General features: G+C 29.0%; 28 protein-coding genes and 1 tRNA gene. 9 read left to right on the top strand and 20 right to left on the bottom strand.

What is annotated here, in order from left to right; genetic code table 11:
- Positions 1-450 precede the first annotated feature (450 nt).
- Entirely contained in the window at positions 451-762 is a 312-nt protein-coding gene (locus WHD07_RS05195; RefSeq protein WP_343328339.1) for a transposase, read from the top strand.
- 8 nt (positions 763-770) lie between these two features.
- Positions 771-1,658 carry an IS3 family transposase gene (locus WHD07_RS05190; RefSeq protein WP_343330977.1) on the top strand — a complete coding sequence of 296 codons (888 nt, stop codon included), beginning with the start codon at positions 771-773 and terminating at the stop codon, positions 1,656-1,658.
- Positions 1,659-2,008: 350 nt separating this feature from the next.
- Here WHD07_RS05190 and WHD07_RS05185 read toward each other — a convergent pair whose 3' ends face one another.
- From WHD07_RS05185 to WHD07_RS05130, 12 genes are all read right to left on the bottom strand, one after another.
- Positions 2,009-2,443 carry a hypothetical protein gene (locus WHD07_RS05185; protein WP_343330335.1) on the bottom strand — a complete coding sequence of 145 codons (435 nt, stop codon included), beginning with the start codon at positions 2,441-2,443 and terminating at the stop codon, positions 2,009-2,011.
- A gap of 76 nt (positions 2,444-2,519) precedes the next feature.
- Complete coding sequence (locus WHD07_RS05180; protein ID WP_343330981.1) at positions 2,520-3,368, bottom strand: IS3 family transposase; 849 nt, start codon at positions 3,366-3,368, stop codon at positions 2,520-2,522.
- Complete coding sequence (locus tag WHD07_RS05175) at positions 3,314-3,772, bottom strand: helix-turn-helix domain-containing protein (protein WP_343330334.1); 459 nt, start codon at positions 3,770-3,772, stop codon at positions 3,314-3,316. The genes WHD07_RS05180 and WHD07_RS05175 overlap by 55 nt, the downstream gene beginning before the upstream one ends.
- Positions 3,773-4,186: 414 nt before the next feature.
- Complete coding sequence (locus WHD07_RS05170; RefSeq protein ID WP_343330333.1) at positions 4,187-4,375, bottom strand: hypothetical protein; 189 nt, start codon at positions 4,373-4,375, stop codon at positions 4,187-4,189.
- Positions 4,376-4,548: 173 nt separating this feature from the next.
- Positions 4,549-5,526 carry a hypothetical protein gene (locus WHD07_RS05165; RefSeq protein ID WP_343330332.1) on the bottom strand — a complete coding sequence of 326 codons (978 nt, stop codon included), beginning with the start codon at positions 5,524-5,526 and terminating at the stop codon, positions 4,549-4,551.
- 175 nt (positions 5,527-5,701) lie between these two features.
- Positions 5,702-6,154, bottom strand: a complete 453-nt coding sequence (locus WHD07_RS05160; RefSeq protein WP_343330331.1) for a hypothetical protein — start codon at positions 6,152-6,154, stop codon at positions 5,702-5,704.
- Positions 6,155-6,403: 249 nt separating this feature from the next.
- A complete protein-coding gene (locus tag WHD07_RS05155) occupies positions 6,404-6,928 on the bottom strand; it encodes a GNAT family N-acetyltransferase (protein ID WP_343330330.1) in 525 nt (174 codons plus the stop codon).
- A 63-nt stretch (positions 6,929-6,991) separates the two neighbouring features.
- A complete protein-coding gene (locus tag WHD07_RS05150) occupies positions 6,992-7,612 on the bottom strand; it encodes a dihydrofolate reductase family protein (RefSeq protein ID WP_138949304.1) in 621 nt (206 codons plus the stop codon).
- A gap of 222 nt (positions 7,613-7,834) precedes the next feature.
- On the bottom strand, positions 7,835-9,034 hold the full coding sequence (locus WHD07_RS05145) for a hypothetical protein (protein ID WP_343330329.1): 1,200 nt from the start codon (positions 9,032-9,034) through the stop codon (positions 7,835-7,837).
- 167 nt (positions 9,035-9,201) lie between these two features.
- Positions 9,202-9,915: a hypothetical protein gene (locus WHD07_RS05140; RefSeq protein WP_343330328.1), complete on the bottom strand. Its 714-nt coding sequence runs from the start codon at positions 9,913-9,915 to the stop codon at positions 9,202-9,204.
- Between the two features lie 49 nt (positions 9,916-9,964).
- The gene (locus WHD07_RS05135) at positions 9,965-11,119 is read right to left on the bottom strand and encodes a site-specific integrase (protein WP_343330327.1); all 1,155 of its coding nucleotides are present in this window, start codon (positions 11,117-11,119) and stop codon (positions 9,965-9,967) included.
- Positions 11,120-11,728: 609 nt separating this feature from the next.
- Positions 11,729-11,802: transfer RNA gene (locus tag WHD07_RS05130), tRNA-Met, on the bottom strand.
- Between the two features lie 109 nt (positions 11,803-11,911).
- On the opposite strand from WHD07_RS05130, the gene WHD07_RS05125 reads away from it, so the two are divergent.
- Entirely contained in the window at positions 11,912-12,295 is a 384-nt protein-coding gene (locus WHD07_RS05125; RefSeq protein ID WP_105049249.1) for an START-like domain-containing protein, read from the top strand.
- Positions 12,296-12,398: 103 nt separating this feature from the next.
- Positions 12,399-13,232, top strand: coding sequence for an aminotransferase class IV (locus tag WHD07_RS05120; protein ID WP_343330326.1), 834 nt, complete (start codon positions 12,399-12,401; stop codon positions 13,230-13,232).
- Here WHD07_RS05120 and WHD07_RS05115 read toward each other — a convergent pair.
- From WHD07_RS05115 to WHD07_RS05095, 5 genes are all read right to left on the bottom strand, one after another.
- The gene (locus tag WHD07_RS05115) at positions 13,229-13,786 is read right to left on the bottom strand and encodes a YqgE/AlgH family protein (protein ID WP_105049247.1); all 558 of its coding nucleotides are present in this window, start codon (positions 13,784-13,786) and stop codon (positions 13,229-13,231) included. The genes WHD07_RS05120 and WHD07_RS05115 overlap by 4 nt on opposite strands.
- Before the next feature lie 93 nt (positions 13,787-13,879).
- Positions 13,880-14,152, bottom strand: a complete 273-nt coding sequence (locus WHD07_RS05110) for an HU family DNA-binding protein (RefSeq protein WP_105049246.1) — start codon at positions 14,150-14,152, stop codon at positions 13,880-13,882.
- A 186-nt stretch (positions 14,153-14,338) separates the two neighbouring features.
- Positions 14,339-15,289 carry a methionyl-tRNA formyltransferase gene (gene fmt / locus WHD07_RS05105; RefSeq protein WP_343330325.1) on the bottom strand — a complete coding sequence of 317 codons (951 nt, stop codon included), beginning with the start codon at positions 15,287-15,289 and terminating at the stop codon, positions 14,339-14,341.
- Between the two features lie 2 nt (positions 15,290-15,291).
- Entirely contained in the window at positions 15,292-17,184 is a 1,893-nt protein-coding gene (locus tag WHD07_RS05100; RefSeq protein WP_343330324.1) for an ATP-dependent DNA helicase RecQ, read from the bottom strand.
- Entirely contained in the window at positions 17,181-17,723 is a 543-nt protein-coding gene (locus tag WHD07_RS05095; RefSeq protein ID WP_105049244.1) for an AAA family ATPase, read from the bottom strand. Before WHD07_RS05095 ends, WHD07_RS05100 begins: the two co-directional genes overlap by 4 nt.
- 96 nt (positions 17,724-17,819) lie before the next feature.
- On the opposite strand from WHD07_RS05095, the gene WHD07_RS05090 reads away from it, so the two are divergent.
- From WHD07_RS05090 to WHD07_RS05070, 5 genes are read left to right on the top strand one after another with little or no spacing between them, the layout of a single operon-like run.
- Positions 17,820-18,101: a DUF493 family protein gene (locus tag WHD07_RS05090; protein WP_343330323.1), complete on the top strand. Its 282-nt coding sequence runs from the start codon at positions 17,820-17,822 to the stop codon at positions 18,099-18,101.
- Positions 18,102-18,112: 11 nt separating this feature from the next.
- Positions 18,113-19,747 carry a peptidylprolyl isomerase gene (locus tag WHD07_RS05085; RefSeq protein WP_343330322.1) on the top strand — a complete coding sequence of 545 codons (1,635 nt, stop codon included), beginning with the start codon at positions 18,113-18,115 and terminating at the stop codon, positions 19,745-19,747.
- Entirely contained in the window at positions 19,747-20,592 is an 846-nt protein-coding gene (locus WHD07_RS05080) for a hypothetical protein (protein ID WP_343330321.1), read from the top strand. Before WHD07_RS05085 ends, WHD07_RS05080 begins: the two co-directional genes overlap by 1 nt.
- Complete coding sequence (locus WHD07_RS05075) at positions 20,558-21,940, top strand: peptidylprolyl isomerase (protein ID WP_343330320.1); 1,383 nt, start codon at positions 20,558-20,560, stop codon at positions 21,938-21,940. Before WHD07_RS05080 ends, WHD07_RS05075 begins: the two co-directional genes overlap by 35 nt.
- Entirely contained in the window at positions 21,940-22,893 is a 954-nt protein-coding gene (locus tag WHD07_RS05070; protein WP_105049239.1) for an AAA family ATPase, read from the top strand. Before WHD07_RS05075 ends, WHD07_RS05070 begins: the two co-directional genes overlap by 1 nt.
- A gap of 95 nt (positions 22,894-22,988) precedes the next feature.
- Here WHD07_RS05070 and WHD07_RS05065 read toward each other — a convergent pair whose 3' ends face one another.
- Genes WHD07_RS05065 through WHD07_RS05055 form a run of 3 tightly spaced genes read right to left on the bottom strand, consistent with a single transcriptional unit; the run spans position 22,989 to position 25,061 of the window.
- Complete coding sequence (locus WHD07_RS05065) at positions 22,989-23,528, bottom strand: RsmD family RNA methyltransferase (protein ID WP_105049238.1); 540 nt, start codon at positions 23,526-23,528, stop codon at positions 22,989-22,991.
- Positions 23,525-24,346 (bottom strand): DUF3822 family protein, encoded by an 822-nt coding sequence (locus WHD07_RS05060; protein ID WP_343330319.1) that lies wholly within the window; start codon positions 24,344-24,346, stop codon positions 23,525-23,527. Before WHD07_RS05060 ends, WHD07_RS05065 begins: the two co-directional genes overlap by 4 nt.
- A complete protein-coding gene (locus tag WHD07_RS05055) occupies positions 24,330-25,061 on the bottom strand; it encodes a hypothetical protein (RefSeq protein WP_105049236.1) in 732 nt (243 codons plus the stop codon). The genes WHD07_RS05060 and WHD07_RS05055 overlap by 17 nt, the downstream gene beginning before the upstream one ends.
- Positions 25,062-25,137 lie beyond the last annotated feature (76 nt).

Raw genomic sequence — 25,137 nt, 5'->3', positions numbered from 1 at the left:
TGCGTTTAAATGTGAACGGCTATTTTCCGAAGGAAAATAGGGGTTTACAAAAACGCGACTAGTTTTGATGAGGCACAATTTAGCAATTTTTTATAAACGGTGTTGCAAGTAGTTGGTTTTTTTTCAGTTTGTAGCACTTTTTCATTTTTCAAAATTCAACGTTTGAGTGGTAATTCCGCCAAGTTTGTCATTCAAGGTTTGACTGAATTTCACGCTCTAGATTTTTCGTGTTTTGCTAAATTCCTCAAACTTGCTAAATTCAGGGTTTGAGTGAAAATTCCGGCATTTTGCTAAATTTCGCAATTTGGGGTTCTCAAGGTTTGAGTAAATTGATTTTGATTAAATTGCTAAAACTCTCCAATTTTACAAATTTTGCCGAACGAGAGAGTAGTTTAGCCCCTTAATAGTTCGGAGTGATATTTTAAATTTCAAAACTAATATATTTGAGATATGAAATACAAGAAATGGACATTAGAACAGAAGTTAGAAATTCTATCAGTTTCAGAAGAAATAGGTATTGTAGAAGCCTGCCGAAAATACAGTGTAAGCACTGGAACATTTTACAGTTGGCGAAAGAAGTTTGAGCACAAAGGAGAAGCAGGTTTGAAGGTAACTTATGATACCAAGAGTAAAGAACTTAAAGAGGCAGAAGAAGAGAATCGAGTTTTAAGAAAATTATTAAGTGATAGAGAAATTGAGCTTGAAGTACAACGAGAACTTTTAAAAAAAAAGTTTGGAACGTCCGATCCAAGAAAGATTTAGTCAATGCAATTTATAAAAAATATAAGTGTAGCAAAACAAAAATCCTAAAAATGGTAGGTATTGTAGAGAGTAGTTACTACAGAGAACCTAGTGGTGGTAAAAAAGGAAATAAGCCAACTAAAGAAACTTTTCATAAGACCAAAGGCTTTGTATTACAAAACGATGTAGTTGCAGCTATAAAAGAAATTTTACAGCATGAGTTTATAGATTGTGGTTATCGATTAATGACCAGCTATTTAAAAAGAGAGGGGTACACTATAAATCATAAAAAACTATATAGAATTATGAAAGAAGAAGGCTTACTCAAACTAGATAATAGGATAGATAGAAGTGGTTCAGGACGCAAGTTTGTAAAGTTCAGAAAAGTTCACACTTCTAAGCCCTTAGAATGCCTGGAAATGGATATAAAAATGGTTTGGATACCAAGTGTAGGAAAGAATGCTTATTTACTCTCGGTCATAGACGTTCATACTCGTAGAATACTAAAAGACTATTTTTCTTTTACCATTAAACAGCATCACGTTATTACATTACTATCTGAGTTGTTTCAAGATTATGATTACCCCAATAATGTAGTTATTAGAAGTGATAATGGAAGCCAATTTATAGCTAAAAGAGTACGTGAATACTTAGGTTTAATCGGAGTACAACAAGAATTTACACACATTGCAACACCTGAGGAAAATGCACATATAGAAGCGTATCACGGAATATTAAAAAAAGAAGTTTTTAAAAGGTTCGACTATCAATATTTTGGTGAAATAGAGCAAATATTAAAACGATACGTGAAATTTTATAACAATAGAAGACTTCACGGATTGTTGGGACGTATAACCCCAATGGAAAAATGGAATACAGATAAACATCTAATTATGATGAAAAATTTAACAGCTTAATTAATAATCGAAATTTAAAAGATTACTCTTGTTTTATAGGGGTCAAAACAGAGAGTGTCTAGCTTTTTTCCGTTTTTAAATTCAAGAGTTTTGAACCGCAAATTTCAAGTGTCTGAGTGGTTTCCGCCAATTACTTGCAACGTGTTTGTGTAAAGAAAGTTGCGTTAAAAACGCTTAAACTTTCCGATTTTTAAAGATAGTAAATAAGGAAACAATGAACAAAATGAAAGCAATAATTAAGCAATTTTTTTTACACGGTGTTGGCAACCGTTTTTTTCAATCCGCCAAAAGTATATTAAAATTCAAAATGTTTAAAAATGATATTCAAGAAATTAAATTTTATTTGATATTCAGTTTATTTTGCTCCATAACATATATAATTCTTTCAATAATAAACAACCAGATATAATGGCACTTCCAATAGCTAACTTTTTTGTAATAGGGAATTGTTTCAGAGTTTCTTTAGATAATTTAATATTTACTCGTTTAGATTCTCTTTCGAGCCAAATATCTGTCATTCCTCCATTGGATAAAAACTCAGTTATTTTGTCTTTAAAAAAATGTATTAACAATCTAAGTTTACCTTCGTGTTTTAATTCGAAAAGGTTTAATACACTTAGTTTTTCGCAAATATATTCAACTCTTTCTATATCTGTTATTCCGAATTTTTTAAAGGTAAAAGATGTTCTGCCAGAAGGTAAGAAATTTTCATTTTTAAGAGTTAGTAAAAACTCTAGTATTAAATCTATTTGTTTTGATTCTTGTTCTGTTATTTCCTTTTTCATTCCTTTTGAGTGTGATTGTATTATACTGATATAGGTTGACCTTTTTTTTGGTTTAATTTTTAGATTTAAACTATTTTTAAAAAGTTAGTTCATGTAAATTTACATTATTTCTTCGATATGATTTGTATTTGATATTCGGATTCAAATGAACTTCTGCAGGTTTTCTCAAGTTAAGGCTAAAATGGGTTCTTAAATTATTGTAAATATAAACAGCTTGTTTTGTAATTTTTTGAGCAATAGCGGTATTTTTAATACATTCTTTAAGTCCGTATTCGTATTTTAAAGTTCTATTAATTCTTTCTGCAATAGCGTTTTCATAAGGGTCGTATTGTTCTGTCATGCTCATTGTAATTCCATTTTTTTCAGCAAAGGTTGTGTATTTAGGATTGCAATATTGAAAACCTCTATCTGAATGATGAATAAGTTTTTTAGTAGGATATTTTCTGTTTTTAATAGCCATAGCCAGTGCTTCTATACAAAGTGATGTCTTCATATGATTATCTAACTTATACCCCATAACCTGTTTAGAATACGCGTCTGTTACGATTGCTAAATAATTGTGTCCTTTTTCTGTTTTAATATAAGTAATATCGCTTACCCAAAGTTGTTCAGGTCGAGTAGGGACGTTGTTTTTAACAATGTTTTTATATTTTCTAAAAATGTGATTAGAATTCGTAGTTGTTACGTAGTTTTTCCTTTTTGGAACTAATAAGCTATGAGCTCTTAAAAAGCGATAAAATTTGTCCCTTCCGATGTTTATATTTTGAATTTCCATCTCCTTTTTAAGTTCAGAATACAGTTTTATACCCCCTGTTTTAGATCCTACTTTTTTACGGTATTCTAAAACCATTTTAAGTAGTTTTTTATCGTTTACTTGTTTGTTTTTGATTGTTTTACATCTTTTGTAGAAGGCTTGTTTAGATATCCCAAAACATTGATAGAGCCATTTTCTTTTAAAATGTTTTTCTTTTTTAGTTCTATCTCTTTTGCTAATGTTTCGGGCAATGACTTTTTTGCCATATCGACCCCTGTAATAATCTCCATATCCGCAATAATATCTTGCTGAAAGTCTTTTACAAACTCCAATTCTTCAATGCGTTCTTTTAATTTTTTAATTTCGTCTATTTTACTCATACCTTTATTTTGTAGGGCTAAAGTACTATATTTTCTAATCCAATAGGAAATAGTAGTTCTAGGTACCTCATACTTTTTAGAAGCGAAATTAGTAGAGATCTGACCATTTTGAATTTGGTCAACGACGAATAATTTAGTTTCTAGATTTACTTTTTGGTAGCTTTTTTTTCGCCAGTGTTGTTTTTGTGTTTTCATAAGGGACTATCAATAAATGATGAATTTTTAGTCAACCTATTTCAGTAAAGTACAGATTGGTAATGGTTGCCAACGGTTTTGTGTATGGTTAGTTGCGTGGTTAAGCAACTAAGTTAATAAACATTTACGAACCCGTGAATATTCCGCAGGAATATTCGCAAGTAGGCTAGAACCAAGCAATTAATTATACACGGTGTTGGCATTTCGTTGTTTTTATTCGGCTTAATTCCGTTTTCCGATTTTCCAGCGTTAGAGTGAATTCGGTCAGCCATTTGTTCCGCAAAATTTTTCAATTCCGATTGAGTGAGTAATTCCGCAGCTTGCTAAATTCCGCATTCAGTTCGAGTTTTGGTTTTCGATTCAGTTTCCGATTCCGCAAACAAGCTAAAATTCCAACATTAAATTATTCCTTATTTAGTCAGATGTCGATTTTTTCTTTTCTTTAATAATTATTTTCACAATAGCGGCAATGAGTACAATTGTAGCACAAAAAGATAGCCAAAAATCAAATGATTCGATACTGATATTTGAATAACCAAAATTCAAGATATTTAATATCATAGCTATGATAACTAATATCATTGAAAAATTTCTTTTAATCATAATTTCTCCATTTTGAGTGCGTTCCGCCAATGAATGCCAACGTGTTTGTATATGGTTTGTTGCGTGGTTAAGCAACTAAGTTAACAAATAAAAACCGAATAGAAAATCCGCGAGGATTTTCGTAAGTAGTCTAGAACTAGCAATAAATTATATACGGTGTTGCCAACTGGCTTTTATTTCATATTATCATTATTCGAAGCAAATAAATCAAATTGTCTTTCATCTGCTTCTTTCTTTTGTCTGTGTTTTTTTCCTTCTTTTGTTTCTATTGGTTTGTCATTTTCAAAATAATGGTTAATTCTCACAACGTCATAACCAGCAATTGTTTCAATTCCCTCGTTATTTACTTTTTTTCTTATTATTAAAAAACAGTTTATAGAAGAACCATTTTTAAATTCAATTTCTCCGTTTTGAACTAGAGTTTTAAATTCATTTGATTGCATATTGAAAGAGATTGATTCTCCATTGTAATATCCTGTCCATTTATATTTTCCCTTTTTTAAAACAGGTGATATTATTTCAATTATTGCATTTTCGTTATTTATCGGTTCTAAATCATTTGATGTTAAAATGAATTTTTTAAAATCGGTTTTCTCAATTATTTTGTCTTTTGTTTTTATTGTTTTTTCCTCATTAGAAATTTGGTAAGAAACTTTTTTGACTTTTGGATATTTCTCTAAAGTTTCATAAAAATTTGATTTCTTTTTTTTGATAAGTGAGTTATTAACTAGTTTATTTGAAGTTTCTTGTTTTAATTTTAGAATTTCTAGTTTTATTTTCTCCTTTTCTAAATCCTTAAGTTCTGTATCTTCAAATATTTTATCAATTATATTTTCAGAAATTTTGGCAAGTGGTGTTGTCAATAGAGTAGTAACTAAAGCAACAACAACCGCAGTTGTAATTGTCGCATTTTTGTTTTCTCCTTTTGTGATTACTTTAAGCCATTTCCTTAAGCCACCTTCTCCTAAAGGTTCTGTCTCAATTTCTATGTTTACTGATAATAAAGTTGAAATTTCCTTTATTATTCCTAAAATTTCGTAATCGCAACGATTAGCTACAGAAGCATCCATTGAATGAGAGTTGTCTCCAAACCAATAATGAATTTCTAAAGTATTCCCAAAAATGTCTTCTTTCGGTTTATATAGTAGCATTTGTTTTTCTTTAGAGTTCTGTTTTTAGCTTGTTGGCAACGTGTTTATATATGGTTTGTTGCGTGTTTCAAGCAACTAATTTAGTAAATAATTACTGACAAAGAAAGTCCGCGAGGACTTTCGTAATTAAGCAAAAAGCCAGCAATAAATTATATATGGTGTTGTAGGTAGTATTTTATCTATATCCAACTTCTTTTTCCTGATGATAAAAGTTCGTTTCAATTCCATTTGTTTTGAGAATAGAACTAATTTTTTTAGATTCATTTCCACTACAATTAAATCGTAATTTTCCGCCATTAAATTCAATTTTATAGTGAGCTGGTGTTCTACTCATATATTCATAATATGTTGCTTTTTCAATTTCAGAGAATGAAAGATTCATTTTTTTATTTCCAATAAGATTCATTGGGTATTCAATTCTAAATTCAGCTCTTTTTGAGTCAATTTTCACTCTTTTAATCCATTTTTTATTTTTCAGATTTAGAATGATTGGAAATAGAATAATTGATATTCCAAATAGTAAATATGGGTTTTCATTTTCCAAAAAGTAATTTGGTAAAATAGAAATTAATAAAGTTAAAATCAAAACTTTACCAATTCCACTTATATATTCTGGTTCAAATTCCATTTCGTTATTTTTATTACCTACAACGTGTTTGTATATGACCAGTGGCGGACCTTGGCAAGCTGTGGCTCAAACAGTTTTGCGGAGCAAAAGCTGGAAGCCGCGTCGCGGCGTGCGATTCAGCAGCCACGGCGAAGCCGTTAACTGGTTTATTCGGTTTTGATAAATTTACGATAAAAAGTAGGAATTTCAATTCATTACCAATCTTAGCCATTGGTTATATACGGTGTTAGCGGTTCGTTGTTCTTTCTTTCAGCCATTAGATGTTAATTTAAATGTCAGTAGGTTATTGCCGTCAACATTATGTATTTTAAAATTAAATTTCTCCAAAAGTTTAGTTGAACTTTGGTTTTCAGAATGCGTATATGCTTCTATTGAATTTAGTCCTAAAAGTTGAATTCCAAAGTCAATTACTTTTGAAGTTGCTTCCTGCATTATTCCTTTTCCCTGAAAGTCGGGTAATAACTCATAACCAATTTCTGCCTTTAAATTGTCATCTGAAAAGTCAAATAAACAAATTGTTCCAATTAGGTTGTCAGTATCGCTAAATGTAATTGCCCAATAAATTGAATTGTTCTTTTGGATGTTTTCATTAATTGTCTGAATGAAAACCTTTGCATCATCAATTGATTGACTTGGTTTTCTGCCTAGATATTTGTTAACGTTGATGTCTGAACGTAGAGCGAATATTTTATTATCATCACTACTAACAAGCTGTCTCAATGTTAGCCGTTCGGTTTTTAAAACTGGAAACGGTGTAAAATTTCGATCTCCCATTTATAATGATTAAAAGTGTTATTAAGCTCGGTTGGAATAGCCGTTGATAGCGGTTCGTTGTTTCTATTTATTTGTCAATTTATATCTCAAATGAGTTGTCAAGTCAGATGGTATTACTTCTTCAATTTGTATGTCATATTTGTCTTTGTCAATGCCGTCAAAGAGTCGGATACCACTTCCTAAAAAAACAGGGGCAATGTGAATGAAAAACTCGTCCACAAGTCCGGCATTCAAAAACTGTTGGATAGTGTTTGCACCACCTTGTATTCTTATGTCCTTTCCTTTTGCCGATTGTCTTGCCTTGTCCAAAGCACTTTCTATTCCATCGTTTATAAAGTAAAAAGTTGTCGTGCCTTCTTGAACCCAAGGCTCTCGTATTTCGTGTGTTAAAACATATACGTCTGCTTTGTATAGGTTATTTGGCCAACTGGCTTCGCCTTCTTCAAACATTCGTTTACCCATAATGAATGCACCCGTTCTTGCAATTGTTTCTCTAATGTATTTTCCGTCAGCACTGTCTTCTGTTCCTCCTTCAAACCCAAGGTATTCCCAAAAAGCTTTTTGATTAAACATCCACGAATGGATTTGTCCTGAAACTCCACCCATAGGATTCTTAGGACTTCTGTTGTCTCCTGCGAAAAAACCGTCAAGCGATATTCCGCTGTCAAAGATTATTTTGCTCATACTTTTTACTTCTTTATTTTTAGATTATGTTAATCTTTGTCTGTCTGTTCAATTGTTAGTACTGTCGCTCTACAATGACCGCTAACGGTCTCGGCTATGAGTAGTTGTGTGGTTTAGCGATTAACTTTGCAAGTACGCACTGAACTGAAAATCCGCGAGGATTTTCAGAAGTAGGCGAGAACAAGCAATTACTTATAGCCATTGTTGTGCGTAGGTTTTATTCTACATTTTTGTTTTTAATTTATTAATATTCTCTTTCAGTTCATTTACAAATTTATCAATATCATCATCTGGATAAACATAAAATAAAGTGCAATTATTTTCTTCACATAATCTTTGTTTTCTTTCGTCTCTTTCTTGCCCTTTTTTAAATGCTGTTTCACCTCCGAAATATTCAATTGGTTTTTGATGTTGTGTACCTTGATATTCAATTGCTATATTTAATTCGGGAATGAAAATATCAAAATGTTGCAAACCAAGCCATTCAGGACTTCCGTGATGAATTACAATATAATTTTTTAGACTCTTTTTTATTTTGTAAAATAGTAGAGTTTCTGATATCCAACCTTCTCCAATTTTAGGTAATTCTCTTTCTTCCCTAATTTCATTTTCGATACTTCTTATCTTAAATTTTACAATTTTGAAAAGTGGCGTGTGAGTTTCAGGTAAATCAATTTTATAATACTCATAATTTTTTTCACCTATTTTACTTGGATAAAAACAAGGCAAATCATTATTATTATAAGTTACTGCATTATAAGTATTGTTTCTATCCATTGTGGTCATATGATGACCATCATCGCCATAAAATTCTAATTTAGAATCTGTAATTCGCCAAAGGTTTTTTTTATTTTTATAGTCAATTGCAACTATTTCAGGGAATAAGTCTAACAAATAGTTTAAGAATTGCTTTTTCTTAAATTCTTCAAAAGTAAACTTTTCTATGTTTGGGAAAAATTTATAGTAGTATTCATAATATATACTAAAACCTGGAAATTGAGAAGACTCAAAATGCTTTTCTAATTTGTCATAAATATTTCCGCTTATGTCTTTTTTAGAGAATTTATTATACCAAGGAATAATAGAGCTAGTATTGAGAGTATATAATACTTCATTATTAATAACATTTTTATTATACTTTCTTTCAAACCAATGATAAAATAAAAGATTATTTGTTTCTTGAAACTGACGATTTAATAAAGTGCTTTCTAATATTATATCAAAAGTATCTTTTGTTTTGGAATGTAGTTGATTGATTAATTTATGTTCATCTAATAGACCAACATATTTTAATTGCTCTTTATCGACTTTTTCAATAAAATCTTCCTCAGAAATCGCTAATCTTTTAGCCGAATATTTGGGATGATAAAATCCATCCTTTAATTTAATTTCTTCAGATATTTTTTGGTAATTAGTTGTCAACTTTATTTCATTTGAGTTTTTTTCAACTTACGCACAACGTGTTTGTGTATGCTTTGTTGCGTTGGTTTAGCGTAAATTTAGCAAATAAATACTGAATAGAAAATCCGCGAGGATTTTCGTAAACTGGCTAAAAGAAAGCAATAAAATATACACGGTGTTGGCAAACGTTATTTTTCATTTCCTAATTTTCTATATTTACTGATATAAAAAATACAACCTAAAATTCCGAATATTATTATTCCTATATTTGATTTTCCAGAATTCCAGTTGTTGTAAACATATTTAATTCCTAAAACTCCAGAAAATATATAAATAAAAAACAAAATTTTCCCAATATTAGATTTATAATGTTCTTGTTCCTTGTCTATTATTAATTCGTTTTTTTCTTCTTTAATTTTATTTTCATTCAGGTTTTCAGTTCTCCGTTTTCTTTTTTCGTTTAGATTCTCAATTCTTTTTTTAAATGTAAATAGGAAATTTTCAAATTCATCTTTTTGAGGATTCCAATTTGGAAGTCTCATAACAGTAATAACTTCTGAAGGATTATAAATCTTAAAATAACTATATTGAAATTCAGTTCTATATTTCCAACTTTCAATATCTTCTATGTTAACAGATTCATTTTTTTGCATTGTCAAAATTGGTTTCTCAACCCACAAGAATTCCACTTTTTTATTTGATAATGTAATTTGTGCTTTTCCGAATGTTAATTTAGAAGCAATTAAATAAGATATTATAAACGTTGAAATTACAAATAAAAATGCTGGGATAGATTCCATTATTCCAACTAATTTCATTCCCGTAATTCCAATAACAAGAATTAAGGTCAAAAGTATAGTTATAAAATAAAAAATTGAAATCGTTCTAAATTTGTATTCCATTTTTATGTTTGCCAACGTGTTATATGCAATCAAATATATTGATTATCGGTCAAATTCTTCCGGATAATAAAAGTTTTTTGTTTTCATTATCATGTTTATTTATTTTTTGTAAAGCAATATCTAGTGGGTTTTGTATATCCATTAGATCTTTTCTTTTTACATGAGTGTAAATCATGGTGGTTTCTGGTTTAGCATGGCCCAAAAGGGATTGTATATATCTTATGTCTACTCCATTTTCTAATAAATGAGTAGCATAACTATGCCTAAGTGTGTGGGGAGTAACAATTTTTTTAATATTTGCTTTTAAGCAACTTTTTCTTAAAAATTGGCGTACACTTTCTGCACTATATTTACCTCCATTTTGTCCTTCAACAAAATAAAATTGGGGTTTGTATGAATAGTAATAATTAGATAATAAAGGTAAAAAACTATCCGCTAAACTAACATATCTATCTTTTCTTCCTTTTCCATTTTTTACAATAAGTTGTTTTCTTTCTAAATAAAAATCGGTTAATTTTAAATTAATTAACTCACTTATACGTAATCCACAAGAATAAATTAAAGCCAAAATAGCTCTGTGTTTTAAATTTTGAGTAATTTGTATAATTGTTAATACTTCTTCTTGCGATAATACACTAGGGAGTTTTCTAGATTTTTTAGGTCTTTCTAATACAAGATCGTTAATCTTTGTATGAGGATAAAAAATTATAAAAATTTTTAAAGCGCTTATAAATTGTCTTTGAGAACTAACAGAGTAATTTCGCTCTATAAATACTTTTTCTATAAAAAGCTCTACATCTCTATTTGTAAGTTCATCTAGAGATTTATTTGTGTGAAAATTAATAAAATCAGCAACAAAAAAAGTATAGGTTTGTATGGTACTTTTACTATATCTTTTTCCTTTTAAAAAAAGATAAAAATTATTAAGAAGTTTTTTTTCTTCAGGAGTTAAATTTCTCTTAAACAAATCCTTTTTAGGGAGCTTATCTGAATTTACGTTTGTTAAATCTTTAAAAGTTTTTAGAACAAGAGCTAAGTTTTCTTCACTATATTTAAGGTGCCAACTATGTAGCGTTTTACTCCATTGAGCACCATCTAATTTTCTAGTTGCATCAATAAGTGTATTGTTGTAATTGAACTTTAAAAGTAGTCGAAGTTCTTTTCTATGAGTTTTTTGTTCTAAAAATATTGTTGGATATGTCAAACTTATTCAATTTATAGCAGTTTAAATATAGCATTTTTTTTTGAATTAATTGTTATAAAAAGAAACAATATTATAAGTAACAATAAAAAAAGATTAGATTTAACCTGTTGCGCATTTATACTTTTTTTAACTATAAAATGTCAGTTCTAGTGATTTTGAGGAACTAAAAATTGTATGGAGAACAATTTAATAATTTAAAATACGTATTCTCGATACAAATTTTAGGCATTACAATCGTAAAATTGACTCATATTGACAGAATTTCACCAAATGTACAACAGGTTAGGTTTATATAGTTAATATTCTCTAAAAGGAGCGGGAGTATTTATTTTTATCTTGGATAAAATATTACTAGAGTACCTCTTTTGATGTTCCTAGTAATAATTTCTCATTTATTGATATTGTAATAATAAACAATTAAACCGTTTAATATTTAAAATTATTTAAAAGAAGGAAGTTGTTTCTTTGGGTTTTTTTATTCAGAAAAGTTCAATTTCATAGTGCAATCGTGTACTTTATCGTGTACTCTTTGTAAAAGTAAGAAAAATGTAGACATAAAAAAAACGAATTGTGAGACACAATTCGTTGATTTAATTAACTTTAAGCTTGTAGCGAGAACGGGATTTGAACCCGTGACCTCAGGGTTATGAATCCTGCGCTCTAACCAACTGAGCTACCTCGCCGTGGTTTTGAGGCTGCAAAGATAGTAGAGTTTTATTAACTGGCAATAATTATTTAAAATTTTTTTTAAAAAGAATTAATAACTATATTGTGAGCCTAAGAAAAATAATAATGGATAAAATAAAATTCGAACTAGAAATATCAATTCACGCATCTCCACACATGTTATATCAATACATCTCATCACCATCTAATTTACAAGAATGGTTTGCAGATAAAGTGAATTCTAGAGGGAAAGAGTATAGTTTTACCTGGGAAGGAGAAGAAGAAATTGCAGAATTGATCACTAAAAAAACAGATGATAGAATTCGTTTTAAATGGTTAGAGAGCGAAGGAGATGATAGCTACTTTGAAATTAAAATTCAAGTAGATGCATTAACTAAAGACGTCTCTCTAGTTATTACAGATTTTGCTGATGACGAAGATGATGTTGAAGAAGCAAAACAATTATGGGAAAATCAAATAGATGAATTAAGGCATACCATTGGTGCTTAAAAATATTTTTTATTAATTATAAAACTCAGCATTATTGTTGAGTTTTTTTATGCTTAAACATTTTAAATACATTAATTTTGCAAGGCTAAAAAAAATCTTATTTATGATCAATTTTAATGGACAATTATTAAATTCAGAAGATGTAAAATTGTCTTCAGAAAATAGAGCTTTTAAATATGGTGACGCCATTTTTGAAACCGTAAAAGTAATGCATAAAAAAGTTGTTTTTTGGGAAGATCATTATTTTAGATTAATGGCTTCTATGAGAATGTTACGCATGAAAATTCCATTAGAATTTACCTTAGAATTTTTAGAGCAAGAAATTTTAAAAACCGTTGCTACTCTTGATGATGCAAATACGTGCAGAGTTCGTTTAAACATTTTTAGAAAAGATGGTGGTCTTTATACACCTAAAACAAATAAAATCGATTACACCATAGAGGCTAGTGAGAGTTCTTATCAAACTAAAGAAAAGTATTCTTTAGATGTATATAAAGATTTTTACAACTTTTCTGGACTTTTGTCTACCATAAAAACCAATAACAGAATGCTAAACACATTGGCGAGTATTTTTGCTGATGAAAATGATGTAGACAACTGTATTTTATTAAATGAAAAAAAGGGAGTAGTAGAAGTAACCAACGGAAACATTTTTATAGTTAAAGGAAATGTTATAAAAACACCTGCTTTAACAGAAGGATGTATTAAGGGGATTACTCGTAATAAGGTGATTGAAATTATATCTAAAAACAAAGATTTTACGTTAGAAGAGACTTCAATATCGCCTTTCGAAATTCAAAAAGCTGATGAAGTATTTATAACAAATGCAATTATTGGGGTACAACCAGTTACAAGTTATAAGAAAAAAACGTTTATAACAGAGCTCGGGTCTAAAATAGCTGGTAATTTAAAAGTATTGCAAATTACGGGTGTTTAATTTAAATTAAAATCGCTAGGCGCATTTGCCCAAAGTTTGTAATTGCCACCTTTTTTTAATAGTTTGTTTTTCCAAAGGCTTTCATCATCCATAGAGAAAATGTTTTCAGAATCATTTTCTTCTACAAACCAAGAATTTTGATTCATTTCTTCTTCTAGTTGTTCTTTTTCCCAACCAGAATAGCCTAAGAAAAAACGAATGTCAGAAGTGTTTAGAGCTGCATTGTTTAATAAATCTTTTAAACATTCAAAACTGCCACCCCAAAAAATGCCATTTGCAACTTCAATACTATCTGGGAGTAGCTGTGGAATTTTATGTACAAAATATAAATTATCTTGTTCTACAGGTCCGCCTTGATAAACAGGGAAATTACAATCTATTTCTGGTAATAAATCGTTAATCGTATAATTTAAGGGTCTGTTTAAAATAAAACCAACAGAGTTGTTACAAGTGTGTTCTGTGAGTAAAACAATGGTTCTATTAAATGAGCTATCATTTAAAATAGCGGGTTCTGCAATTAATAATTTACCTTTATTTAGTTTCAAATTATCGATTTTAAATAATTATGTTAAATATAACAAAATTATTCATAAAAAAAAACTCCCTTAAAAAAGAGAGTTTTTAAATATACTTTAAAACAATAGGTTTTAGTTTACAGCATCGCTTAAACCAGCTCCTGCTTTAAATTTTGCTACGTTTTTAGCTGCAATTTCGATTGTTTTTCCTGTTTGAGGATTTCTACCAGTTCTAGCAGCTCTGTTAGATACAGAGAATGTTCCAAATCCTACTAAAGCAACTTTATCTCCACCTTTTAAGGCAGCTGTTACGTTATCTGTAAAAGATTCTAATGCCGCTTTAGCTGCTACTTTAGAAATTCCTGCATCAGCAGCCATTGCATCGATTAAATCTGACTTGTTCATAATAAATAAATTTTTTAAATTAATTGAATATTTTTTCGCTTAAAAGCTTAACAAATATAGATGGATTAAGGGTTTACGCAAATTTGAGTGCTAAAAATGTACCTTTTTGTTAATAAATATGTCTAAATTGTTAATAAAGCTAGTTGTAAAACACAAAAATCTATAAAAACCTTATTGATAAAGGCTTTAGAAGACATTGGCTTCTGATAAAAATGTATAGCCATTTAATAAACTTTTTGCTTCCATTTTTTTCTTTCCAGATAGTTTTATTTCATTAATTATAATGAAACCGCCATTAACAGCCACTTTCAATTCTTTTTTAGTGGCTATAATTTTACCGATCGCAAAGTTATGCGGTGTTTCTTCTTCTGATTTTTGAATTGCATAAATTTTGGTTGCTATTTCTTCTTCTCCATTTTTTATAATAGTCCAAGCTGCCGGAAAAGGGTTTAAGCCTCTAATTTTATTGTAAATATTATCTAAAGAGTCGGTCCAATCTATTCTACAATTTTCTGGATTTAATTTAGATGCAGATTTTTCTTCTAAATCGGGTTGTTTTGTTGTCGTTACTTTTTCGGTAGCTATTAAGTCTATTGTTTTTGCAACTAAATCGGCGCCTAAAAACATAAGCTTGTCATGAAGTGTACCAACGGTTTCTGTATCTAAAACAGGTATTTCTTCTTGTAAGATAATTTCTCCGGTATCAATTTTATCATCAATAAAAAAGGTAGTAACGCCTGTTTTGGTTTCTCCGTTAATAATGGCCCAATGTATGGGTGCTGCTCCTCTATACTCAGGTAATAAAGAAGCGTGTAGATTAAAAGTACCATATTTTGGCATTTGCCAAACAACTTTAGGTAACATTCTAAAAGCCACTACAATTTGTAAATCTGCTTTTAACTCTTTTAAAGTGGTTAAAAAGTCTTCGTTTTTTAAATTGGTAGGTTGCAAAATTGGTAAATTTACCGAAGTTGCATATTTTTTTACGGCAGATTCATTTAACTTACGTCCTCTTCCTGCGGGTTTATCTGCTGCTGTAATAACACCAACAACATTATAGTTTTTTTCTACCAAATGCTTTAAAATGGTAACAGCAAAATCTGGAGTTCCCATAAAAACAATACGCGTGTCTTTCATAATTAGTTGTTTAATTGGTATTTGTTTTGATGATTTATTGTAATTACATCATCCGTTAATAATTGTCGCAAATGTATTAAAATGTCTTTTTCATTCGCTACTAAAGCTGCACTAATTTCTAAGGAGGATAAAGCTTGTTGCTTTTGTAAAAGTTGAATTATTTCTGATGATAAATTTTTAGAGGGCTTTCTGTTATTAGAAATACAAACATCACAAATACCACATTTTTCTGTTTTTATTTCATCAAAATAACCTAAAACCTGAATACTTCTACAAATGGTATTGTTATTTAGAAAGGCAATTAAATCATCTGCTTTTTTCTTTTTTTGATGTATAAATTGCTTTATTTCTCTAGAAAATCGATTGATGGTATAATTGTCTTCTCTTGGAAGTAAAAAAGTAAGTTCAGCTTCATTTTTTACAGGTTTGTATTCAATAATAGCATCATTTTGTAAACGTTCTAAATTAGATAAAACAAGGCTCGTTGTAAGGCTCGTTTTTTTTGCGATAAAAAATTCGTCAATCTTAACTTCTTGCTCAAACAAACCAGCATAAGTTCTTAAAATAGAATTGGTAAATTTTTTAATAATAGGATTTTGATCTAAGTAGTTTAAAACAGTTTTACTAGGTACAATAAATAATAACGTAGATTTCTTATTGTACTCATTGCTAATTTCTATAACTCCGTTATTTGCTAATATTTTAAGAGCGGTATCTACCTTTAAAACCGAAAATTTATATTTTTTACAGAATGCTAAAAGATTAAAAGAAAAAGTTTCTTCGCTTATTTCTCCTAAAGCAATTCTAAAATATTGATATAATTTTCTGTGAATTTCTTTAATTTCAGTAATGCTTAATAATGTTTTTTCTAATCGATCTTTAAATAATAAGATATCACTTTTATTAAATAACAAAACGGCAAACGATTTTGTACTATTTCTACCAGCTCTACCTGTTTCTTGCACGTAATTCTCTATGCTAGAAGGTAAATCTAAATGGATAACCAAACCAACGTTTGCTTTATCAATTCCCATTCCGAAGGCATTTGTAGCCACCATAATAGGTGTTTTTTCTGTCATCCAATTGTTAAAAGAAATATTTTTTTCTATGGATGATAATCCGCCGTGATAAAAAGAACTTTTAAAATTATTAGCATTTAGAAAAGCCGCAATTTGTTCTGTCTTTTTTCTTGAATTGACATAAACAATTGCGGGTGTTTTTGTTTTGGTAAATATTTGAAGTAAACGCTGTAATTTATCTTCAACCGTAAATATTTGATACGCTAAATTTTTTCTAAAAAAGGATTTTTTAAAAACAATATGTTCTTTTAAAGTTAGGTTTGTAGCAATATCATTAAGTACTTTTTTATTGGCTGTTGCGGTTAAAGCAATAAAAGGCACCTCTGGTTTTAGTTCTCTTAAAATTTTAATATTTCTGTAAGAGGGTCTAAAGTCGTGGCCCCATTCAGAAATACAATGTGCTTCATCAATAGCAATTAAATTAATATTTAATTCTTTTATTTTTTGTTGAATAAAAAATGATTGTAATCTTTCGGGAGAAATATATAAGAATTTAATGCCTCCAAATTTTATGTTATCAAATAACATAATAATTTCATCTTGTGTAGCACCAGATTTAATGCTTGTTGCTTTAATTCCTTTTTCGGTTAAGTTTTCTACTTGATCTTGCATTAAGGCTATTAATGGAGAAATTACCAAACAAACACCTTCTTTTGCCATTGCAGGTACTTGAAAACAGATAGATTTACCGCCACCTGTTGGTAACAATGCAATGACATCTTTTTGAGCTAGAGCAGCAGTAATTATTTCTTCTTGCTGTGATCTAAATGTAGAATACCCCCAATATTCTTTTAATATTTCTTTAGGCGAAATCATAAATCGCAAGCAAGCGAATTAATTACAAAATCGGTTCTTTCTTTTAAAGTACCAAAGGGAATGTTGATAATGGTGTAGCCTAAATCTGTATAAGATTTCATTAAAAAACGATCAATTTCCATGGTTTCTTCAAAAGACTCATAGCGTTCATTATCTGTTGTATGGATGTCTTCCCAAGGGGAAAAATGAAAAATTTTGGTATATTTATAAAGATTACTTTTTTCGAAAAAAGTAGCTGGATATGCTGTTTTAAAGTAATCCATATAGGCATGAACATCAGGGATTCCTCTATCAAAAAAAACAAGTTCTTCATTATTTTTACTAGCTGTTAAGTATTGTTTTTCTCTACCTTCTAAAAGCATTTTACTAAACAATAGCGGTTCTGTTAAAAACAATTGGTCTATTCCTTTTTTTTGAGCTTCTAAAGTAACTTCTCTAGATATTTCTGGCATACAAAAATACCCTCTCTTTATTAATTCATTTATTACTGAAGTTTTCCCTGTTCCTGGTCCACCAATTAAGACTATTTTTTGCTGCATTTCACAAAAATAAATGATTCCCTTTATAAAACTAATTTTTAATGTAATTTTGTGTCTTGTTATTTGTAATTAATTTATATTTAAGAAAGTGTTTTTATGAGTGATAAAAAAGAGTTTTATGCAAAGTTAAAGGTTCAATTAGATGATACTACTACCTTTCCGGCAGATTATATGTATAAATTTATTGTACCTACAGATGGTAATCAGGTGCAAGAAGTAGAAGATTTATTTAATAATACTGGCGCTGTTATAAATACAAAAAAATCTAAGACAGGAAAATATGTGAGTGTTTCTATCGTATTAAAGATAGAAAGTTCAGATAAAGTAATTTCTTATTATTTAAAAGCAGAAAGCATTAAAGGGATTATATCATTATAATGAAGTACGTTATGAAAAAAATAGTTTTATTATTTGCATTAAGTTTATCAATAGCTGCCTTTGCTCAGAAAAAAGATAAAACATTACTCACAATAGATGGTGAAAAAACAACCGTTTCTGAATTTAAAAGGGTCTATGAAAAAAATTTAGACGCTATAGATAATGAAGAAGCAAAAAGCATCAACAAAAATTTAGATTTGTATATAAATTACAAACTAAAAGTTAAAGAGGCGTATGCTATTAAATTAGACACGTTGCCTTCTTATAAAAGGGAAATGGAGACTTATAAAAATCAACTTTCTGCGCCTTATTTACAAGATACTACTTTTATAGATCAATTGGTTAAAGATGCTTACTTTAGAACCAAATATCAAGTTAAAGCAAAACATATTTTAATACGTTTGCCAAGAGAAGCATCACCAAGTGATACTTTAGTAGTCTATAATAAGATTTTAAAATTACGAGAAAGAATTTTAAATGGCGAAAAATTTGAAACGATTGCAGCTCAGTATTCAGAAGATAGATCTGCAAAAGACGATCCTAAAACAGGTAGAAAAGGGAATGGTGGTAATTTAGGTTATTTCTCTGCTTTTAATATGGTATATCCATTTGAAGTTGCTGCTTACACAACCAAAGTTGGTGATATTTCGATGCCTTTTAAAACGCAATTTGGGTATCATATTGTACAAGTTGATGATTTAAAGGAATCTAAAGGAGAAATTGAAGCTGCTCATATTTTAGTGGCAGATACAACCTTAATAGGTAAAGTAAGAATAGATAGTGTTTATACTAAATTAAATAATAATGAAAAATTTGATGATTTAGCCAAACAGTATTCCGAAGATCCAGGATCTAAAAACAGTGGTGGTAGCTTGGGTAAATTTGCTGCGGGAAGAATGGTGAAATCATTTGATGATGCTGCATTTGGTTTAGAGAAAGTAAATGAGTATTCTAAACCTTTTAAAACTCGTTTTGGTTGGCATATTGTTAAGCTATTAAAGAAACATCCTATTAAATCTTTTGAAGAAATGAAAAAAGATTTAAAATCGAAAGTAAAAACAAGCTCTAGAATGGAGTTGTCTGAAAAAGCTGTTATAAATAAATTAAAAAAAGAATATACAATTACAGAATTTGAAGAGGCTAAAAAAATACTAGATAAAAAAAACATAAGAGGATTGCCTAAAGATTCTCTGCAACATACAATTCTTGCAATTAACAATAAAAATATAACACAAGAAGCTTTTGTAAAGTATATTAGAAACAGAAGGCAATTTCCTGTTTTTAAACTATATGAAATGTTTAAGGAGAAAGAAATATTAGAATATTATAAAGAAGATTTGGTAAATAGAGAGCCAGAATATGCTTATACTTTAAAGGAGTATGAAGATGGTTTGTTGCTTTTTGAATTAATGCAAGAAAAAATTTGGAATCAATCATCTAAAGATACTTTAGGGTTACAAACCTATTTTAAAACAAATGCAACTAATTATAAAACAACAGATTTAAAAAGTATAAAAGGTCAGGTTATTAATGATTATCAAAACTTTTTAGAGAAAAACTGGATTGCAGATTTAAGAAAGAAAAGTAAAATTAAAGTAGATAAAAAGCAGTTAAAAAAATTAATTAAATTTTACGAAAATAAATAATGAAGTATATAGCTATCTTGTTCTCTGTTATTCTTTTTACTTCTTGCGATTATTTTAAAATGCAAGAGAAGGAGAGTAGTACCTCAGAAATTGTGGCTATTGTAAATACAGAAAAACTTTTTAGAAAAGATTTAGTAAATATATTGCCTAAAAATATTAATAAATTAGATAGTGTTATTTTAGTAAAAAGCTACATTCAAGATTGGGCAATTAAAAGGCTTTTACTAGAAAAAGCTAAGAATAACAGTTCTTTAGAAACCGTTACGCAAATAGATAACTTAGTTAAAGATTATAAAGAAAGTCTTTTAATTAATAACTATAAAGAAGAATTGGTAAAACAGCAATTAGATACCGTTATCTCAGAGGAAGAATTAACGACCTATTATTTGCTAAATAAAGAGAATTTTAAATTAAATGAAGAACTAATTAAAATAAAATATCTTTATGTAGATAATAATATAAAAGATAAAAAGGAAATTATAAAACTCTTTAAATCGGATAGTATTAATGACTTGGAGAAGTTAGAAAAAAAAGAATTAAGTTTTAAATTTCATCAATTTAACGATTCCATTTGGACTCAATTAGATAACATTTTGTTAAAACTTCCTTTTTCAAAGGAAAAACTGTTAAAAAAAACAAAATTCATCGAAAAACAAGATTCAATAGGTTTATATTTGGTGGCTATAAAAGACGTTTTAGAGCGTAATTCTATTGCGCCGTTAAGTTATATTACACCAACAATAGAACAAATGATTTTACATAAACGTAAAATTGAATTATTAAGAGAGATAGAAAAAATAATAGTAAAAGATGCAACACAGAAAAACAATTTCAAAATATATTAAAGTATTAACTTTTACCTTTTTCTTAGGTTTTTTAGGGTTGCAAACTTCTGCACAAAAAGTAAAAATAGACGGAGTAGCAGTTGTTATTGGTAAAAACATTGTGCTAGAATCTGATATTGCTAAATTTAAGCAAGAAGTAGAGTTAAGAAGTGAAGGGAAAGTAACCATTACAGATTGTGAAATGCTAGAAGAATTAATGCAGCAAAAATTATTAGCGCATCATGCAATTGTAGATAGTGTTACCGTTTCTGACGCAGAAGTTTCTGCGAGAGTAGATAGAAGTATACAGTACTTTACGCAACAGTATGGTAACGTAGAAAAAGTAATTAAGGCGTATGGTTTTAATGATTTAGATGATTTAAAAAAGGAATTAACTACCGTTCAAACAGAAAATATTTTAATAGAAAAAGAGCAGCAAAAAATTACAGAAAAAATAGATGTTACTCCAGAAGAAGTGCGTTTGTATTTTAATGGATTAAAAGAAAAAGGAGAGTTGCCTCAGTTTCCTGCAGAAATAGAATTGGCGCAAATAGTTATCAAAGCAATACCTACTAAAGAAGAAACAGATAGAGTTATTGCTAAATTAAATGCATTAAAAAAAGAAATTGAAGAAGGGTCTAATTTTAGAATGAAAGCAATTATTAACTCAGATGATCCTGGAGTTACAAGTAATGGTGGTGAGTATACTGTAACTAAAGAGTCTAGTTTTATTAAAGAATTTAAAGAAATGGCTTTTACTTTAGATGTTGGTCAAGTTTCTAAACCTTTTAAATCCCAATTTGGATATCATATTATGCAATTACATGCTATAAAAGGTAATACAAGAGTTGCATCACATATATTAATGCAGCCAAAAGTGCCAGATGAGAAGATGAATGAGATTAAGGATAAGGCAGAAAATATTATTAAAGAAATTAGAGCGGGTGACTTAACTTTTGCAGAAGCGGTTAAGAAATACTCTAATGACGATGAAACGAAGAACAATGGAGGTCTTATTATTAATCCATCTACAGGAGAATCTAAATTTGATTTAACAAGAATGGATCCTGCATTTTATGCTAGAGTAAGTGATCTTAAAAAAGGAGAAATGACAGAACCTTTTTATGATGAAGAAAGATCTGGAGATAAAATGTTTAAGTTTATTTTAATGAAAGATAGAACAGATACGCATGTTGCCGATCTTGTAGAAGATTACGTTAAAGTACAACAATTAGCACTTCAAAAAAAGAAAGAAGAAACCATTACTAAATGGTCTAAAGAAAAAATAAAGGATACGTACATTAACATAGGTCCTACTCATAGCAATTGTACTTTTGAAAAAAACTGGAAAAAAGAAGTAAATAAATAATGTCTGACGTTAAAGCAGTAACTGATTTAGTAGCTAAATTTAAAAACATAAAAGCAGAAATTGCAAAAGTAATTATTGGTCAGCATGAAGCTGTAGATTTTACTTTGTTATCTGTTTTTTGTGGCGGGCACTCGTTATTAGTTGGTGTGCCAGGTTTGGCAAAAACGTTGTTGGTTAATACCGTTTCTGATGCGTTAGGTTTAAACTTTAAAAGAATACAATTTACACCCGATTTAATGCCTTCTGATATTTTAGGAAGTGAAATTTTAGATGAAAACAGACATTTTAAATTTATTAAAGGGCCTATTTTTTCTAATATTATTCTTGCTGATGAAATTAATAGAACGCCTCCTAAAACGCAAGCAGCATTATTAGAAGCTATGCAAGAGCGTTCTGTAACGGTTTCTGGGAATCATTACAAGTTAGATTTGCCTTTTTTTGTATTGGCAACACAAAACCCAATTGAGCAAGAAGGAACTTATCCTTTGCCAGAAGCACAATTAGATCGTTTTATGTTTTCAATTTATTTAGAATATCCTTCTTTTAAAGAAGAGGTAGAGGTTGTAAAAAGTACAACAGGAAATAAAAAAGAAACGATAAACCCTTTATTTTCTGCGCAAGAAATTGTTGAAATTCAAAAACTAATACGTAAAATACCTGTTGCGGATAATGTTATAGAATATGCGGTTCGATTAGTAGGTAAAACAAGGCCTAAATCTAAAGAAGCTACAGAGTTAGTAAAATCTTATTTAGATTGGGGAGCAGGTCCAAGAGCTTCTCAAAATTTAATTTTAGCAGCAAAAGCACATGCAGCAATTAATGGTAAATTTTCTCCCGATATAGAAAATGTAAAAGCCGTTGCGGTTCCTATTTTGTCACATAGAATTGTAAAGAATTACAAAGCAGAAGCAGAAGGAGTTACCGTTTCTGATATTATAAAATCACTCTTGTAACTGTTTTTTATTTCTTTGGATAAAAAAAAACGCTCTAAAAGTCAAAATATTGTCTCTTTAAAGCGTCTTCTTTTTTTATACTAAAATGCTATTGTTTATTCGTTTTCAAAAAAGCTAAATACATTTCCACCATAACGTTTGTCGTAACTATGGTTTTTGTGTTTAGATAAATCGGTATGTTTAGAATGCTCTACAATTAACACACCTTCTTCTTTAAGTAGGTTTCTTGTAAAAACCAAATCTACTATTTTTAAAAATTGTTCCTCATCAAAATCATAAGGAGGATCTGCAAAAATAACATCTGCTTGTAGCGAGGTTTTTTCTAAAAATTTATAAACATCACTTTTAAAGGTGTTTATAGGTAAATCTAATGTTTTTGATGTTTCGTTGATGTATTTTATACAGCCAAAATGTGCATCAATTGCATAAATATCTTTTGTACCTCTAGAAGCAAATTCATAGCTAATGTTTCCTGTACCAGAAAAAAGATCGATAACCGAAATACCATCAAAGTAGTACGTGTTGTTTAAGATGTTAAACAACGATTCTTTTGCCATATCTGTTGTAGGACGAACAGGTAAGTTTTTAGGCGCTGATAAACGTCTGCTTTTGTGTTTTCCAGAAATTATTCTCATGAACTTAAAAGGATGTAATTAGAATGTTTAGATACATCTAATTGATTAAAAATTTTATTATTGCTTTCTAGAAAAGATACATTTCTAATATATTGATAGGTTATTTTATAAATTTCAGATGTTTTTTCAATATCACCAATAAAAGAAAGTGGTGTTTTTTCTACATCTAATTTTAATTGTTCAAAAGTAAATAAGATGTAATAGATAAAATCTTCTTTTGTATCAAAATAAAAAGAATTCGAAAACTCTAATTGTTTGTTTTGTAGTACAACGATATCAAAATTATTTTTAGAGACATTTATAAATACTTTTTTTTCATCACTACTATTTTTTAAAATTAATTTTTCAATTAAAATAGTGAAATGATGCTTGTATTCGAACTCTCCAAAATTTTGAAATAAATAATTATTAATATTTACATAAGGCACATATACATTTTTAGCATTGCAGTTTTCGATATCATCAAAAGCAATAAAATCTGTAGCTAATGTTTTAATATTAAAATTAAGGTATTCAGAGAGTTTATCTTCAGAAAAATAAGGTGTAGGTACAAGTGTAAATAAATTGTTTTGATGTACCACTAAAACAGAAGAAAAGTCTTTTTGTAGATGTGTATCTGTTTTAAAGATTTCTTCTATTTTTTTTAAAAGATTTTCTGGAGTTACTTGTTTTTCATTAAATACGTATTCAGAAAAATAGATGGTTTCTTTTGTTGTTGCATTTGTGATACAAAAAGAAAATCCATCCAAATTAAATTGGATGGATAACTTTGTATCTTTTGAGTGTTCTAATGTAATTGTACTATTCGTTTTTATCACCGTCTTTGTCATAAAAAGGAGGCCAGTTACCACCTGTAGAAACTTCGTCTAAAGAACCAACAGAAACAAATTCACCTTTAATTTGATCTGTAGCTAATTGTTCTAATTCTTGTTTTAGAAGAGATTCATCCATTCCTTTTAAAATGTCTGTTTTATGAGATTTTACATAAAAAGTTGGTACAACCATACCAGGTACTTTTTCTACAGTTCCTACCTCAACTTCAAACTCTTTACCTTCTACACCAGGAATTTTAAACATTTCTTTGTAGTTTTTACCTTTAAAGTATTTAGAAACAGGTTCGTATCCAATAGTATCTGTTTGTCTTTTTTCAACATCAATAATAATACCACCACCTCTGTTTTCTTTTTCTACAATAGTTTTAGTTTCTGTTAAAGCTAATTTTGCAGTATCAATAAATTGAATTAAAGCTGCTTTGTCTTTTGTATACTTTCCGGTAACTTCAAAATGCTTTACTTCTGCATCTCTAATTATTTTTAAGTTTTGAATAACTTTACTGTATTTGATAACTTTATTTTTGTTAAAAATAATCGGTTCCATAATACCGTAATATATTTTATAAACCAAGAATACTGTTAAACCTAAAAGTAAAATAGATGCAATCCATCTTAATTTTAACGGTAAAAATTTAACTATAACAATAGCTAGTAATACTGCAACTATAACAGCTGCCAAAATCATTCCAAGTAATCCCATTTTACGTATATTTATTTTAATAGTCTTAAGGCAAATTTACACTTTTTTTTTTATGATAAAAACTTTTATTTACAAA

The organism is Polaribacter staleyi, from assembly GCF_038024045.1.
In the GTDB taxonomy this organism is placed as follows: Bacteria; Bacteroidota; Bacteroidia; order Flavobacteriales; family Flavobacteriaceae; genus Polaribacter; species Polaribacter butkevichii.
This window is presented reverse-complemented; position numbering and strand designations above follow the sequence as displayed.

What these genes read in the sequence shown, in the direction of transcription:
- WHD07_RS05155 (WP_343330330.1), bottom strand. Translation starts at nt 6,928, where the DNA reads ATGGGAGATCGAAATTTTACACCGTTTCCAGTTTTAAAAACCGAACGG.
- WHD07_RS05140 (WP_343330328.1), bottom strand. Translation starts at nt 9,915, where the DNA reads ATGGAATACAAATTTAGAACGATTTCAATTTTTTATTTTATAACTATA.
- WHD07_RS05170 (WP_343330333.1), bottom strand. Translation starts at nt 4,375, where the DNA reads ATGATTAAAAGAAATTTTTCAATGATATTAGTTATCATAGCTATGATA.
- WHD07_RS05125 (WP_105049249.1), top strand. Translation starts at nt 11,912, where the DNA reads ATGGATAAAATAAAATTCGAACTAGAAATATCAATTCACGCATCTCCA.
- WHD07_RS05185 (WP_343330335.1), bottom strand. Translation starts at nt 2,443, where the DNA reads ATGAAAAAGGAAATAACAGAACAAGAATCAAAACAAATAGATTTAATA.
- WHD07_RS05110 (WP_105049246.1), bottom strand. Translation starts at nt 14,152, where the DNA reads ATGAACAAGTCAGATTTAATCGATGCAATGGCTGCTGATGCAGGAATT.
- WHD07_RS05095 (WP_105049244.1), bottom strand. Translation starts at nt 17,723, where the DNA reads ATGCAGCAAAAAATAGTCTTAATTGGTGGACCAGGAACAGGGAAAACT.
- WHD07_RS05055 (WP_105049236.1), bottom strand. Translation starts at nt 25,061, where the DNA reads ATGGGATTACTTGGAATGATTTTGGCAGCTGTTATAGTTGCAGTATTA.
- WHD07_RS05065 (WP_105049238.1), bottom strand. Translation starts at nt 23,528, where the DNA reads ATGAGAATAATTTCTGGAAAACACAAAAGCAGACGTTTATCAGCGCCT.
- WHD07_RS05165 (WP_343330332.1), bottom strand. Translation starts at nt 5,526, where the DNA reads ATGCTACTATATAAACCGAAAGAAGACATTTTTGGGAATACTTTAGAA.
- WHD07_RS05195 (WP_343328339.1), top strand. Translation starts at nt 451, where the DNA reads ATGAAATACAAGAAATGGACATTAGAACAGAAGTTAGAAATTCTATCA.
- WHD07_RS05120 (WP_343330326.1), top strand. Translation starts at nt 12,399, where the DNA reads ATGATCAATTTTAATGGACAATTATTAAATTCAGAAGATGTAAAATTG.
- WHD07_RS05150 (WP_138949304.1), bottom strand. Translation starts at nt 7,612, where the DNA reads ATGAGCAAAATAATCTTTGACAGCGGAATATCGCTTGACGGTTTTTTC.
- fmt (WP_343330325.1), bottom strand. Translation starts at nt 15,289, where the DNA reads ATGAAAGACACGCGTATTGTTTTTATGGGAACTCCAGATTTTGCTGTT.
- WHD07_RS05160 (WP_343330331.1), bottom strand. Translation starts at nt 6,154, where the DNA reads ATGGAATTTGAACCAGAATATATAAGTGGAATTGGTAAAGTTTTGATT.
- WHD07_RS05085 (WP_343330322.1), top strand. Translation starts at nt 18,113, where the DNA reads ATGAAAAAAATAGTTTTATTATTTGCATTAAGTTTATCAATAGCTGCC.
- WHD07_RS05075 (WP_343330320.1), top strand. Translation starts at nt 20,558, where the DNA reads ATGCAACACAGAAAAACAATTTCAAAATATATTAAAGTATTAACTTTT.
- WHD07_RS05070 (WP_105049239.1), top strand. Translation starts at nt 21,940, where the DNA reads ATGTCTGACGTTAAAGCAGTAACTGATTTAGTAGCTAAATTTAAAAAC.
- WHD07_RS05100 (WP_343330324.1), bottom strand. Translation starts at nt 17,184, where the DNA reads ATGATTTCGCCTAAAGAAATATTAAAAGAATATTGGGGGTATTCTACA.
- WHD07_RS05175 (WP_343330334.1), bottom strand. Translation starts at nt 3,772, where the DNA reads ATGAAAACACAAAAACAACACTGGCGAAAAAAAAGCTACCAAAAAGTA.
- WHD07_RS05080 (WP_343330321.1), top strand. Translation starts at nt 19,747, where the DNA reads ATGAAGTATATAGCTATCTTGTTCTCTGTTATTCTTTTTACTTCTTGC.
- WHD07_RS05090 (WP_343330323.1), top strand. Translation starts at nt 17,820, where the DNA reads ATGAGTGATAAAAAAGAGTTTTATGCAAAGTTAAAGGTTCAATTAGAT.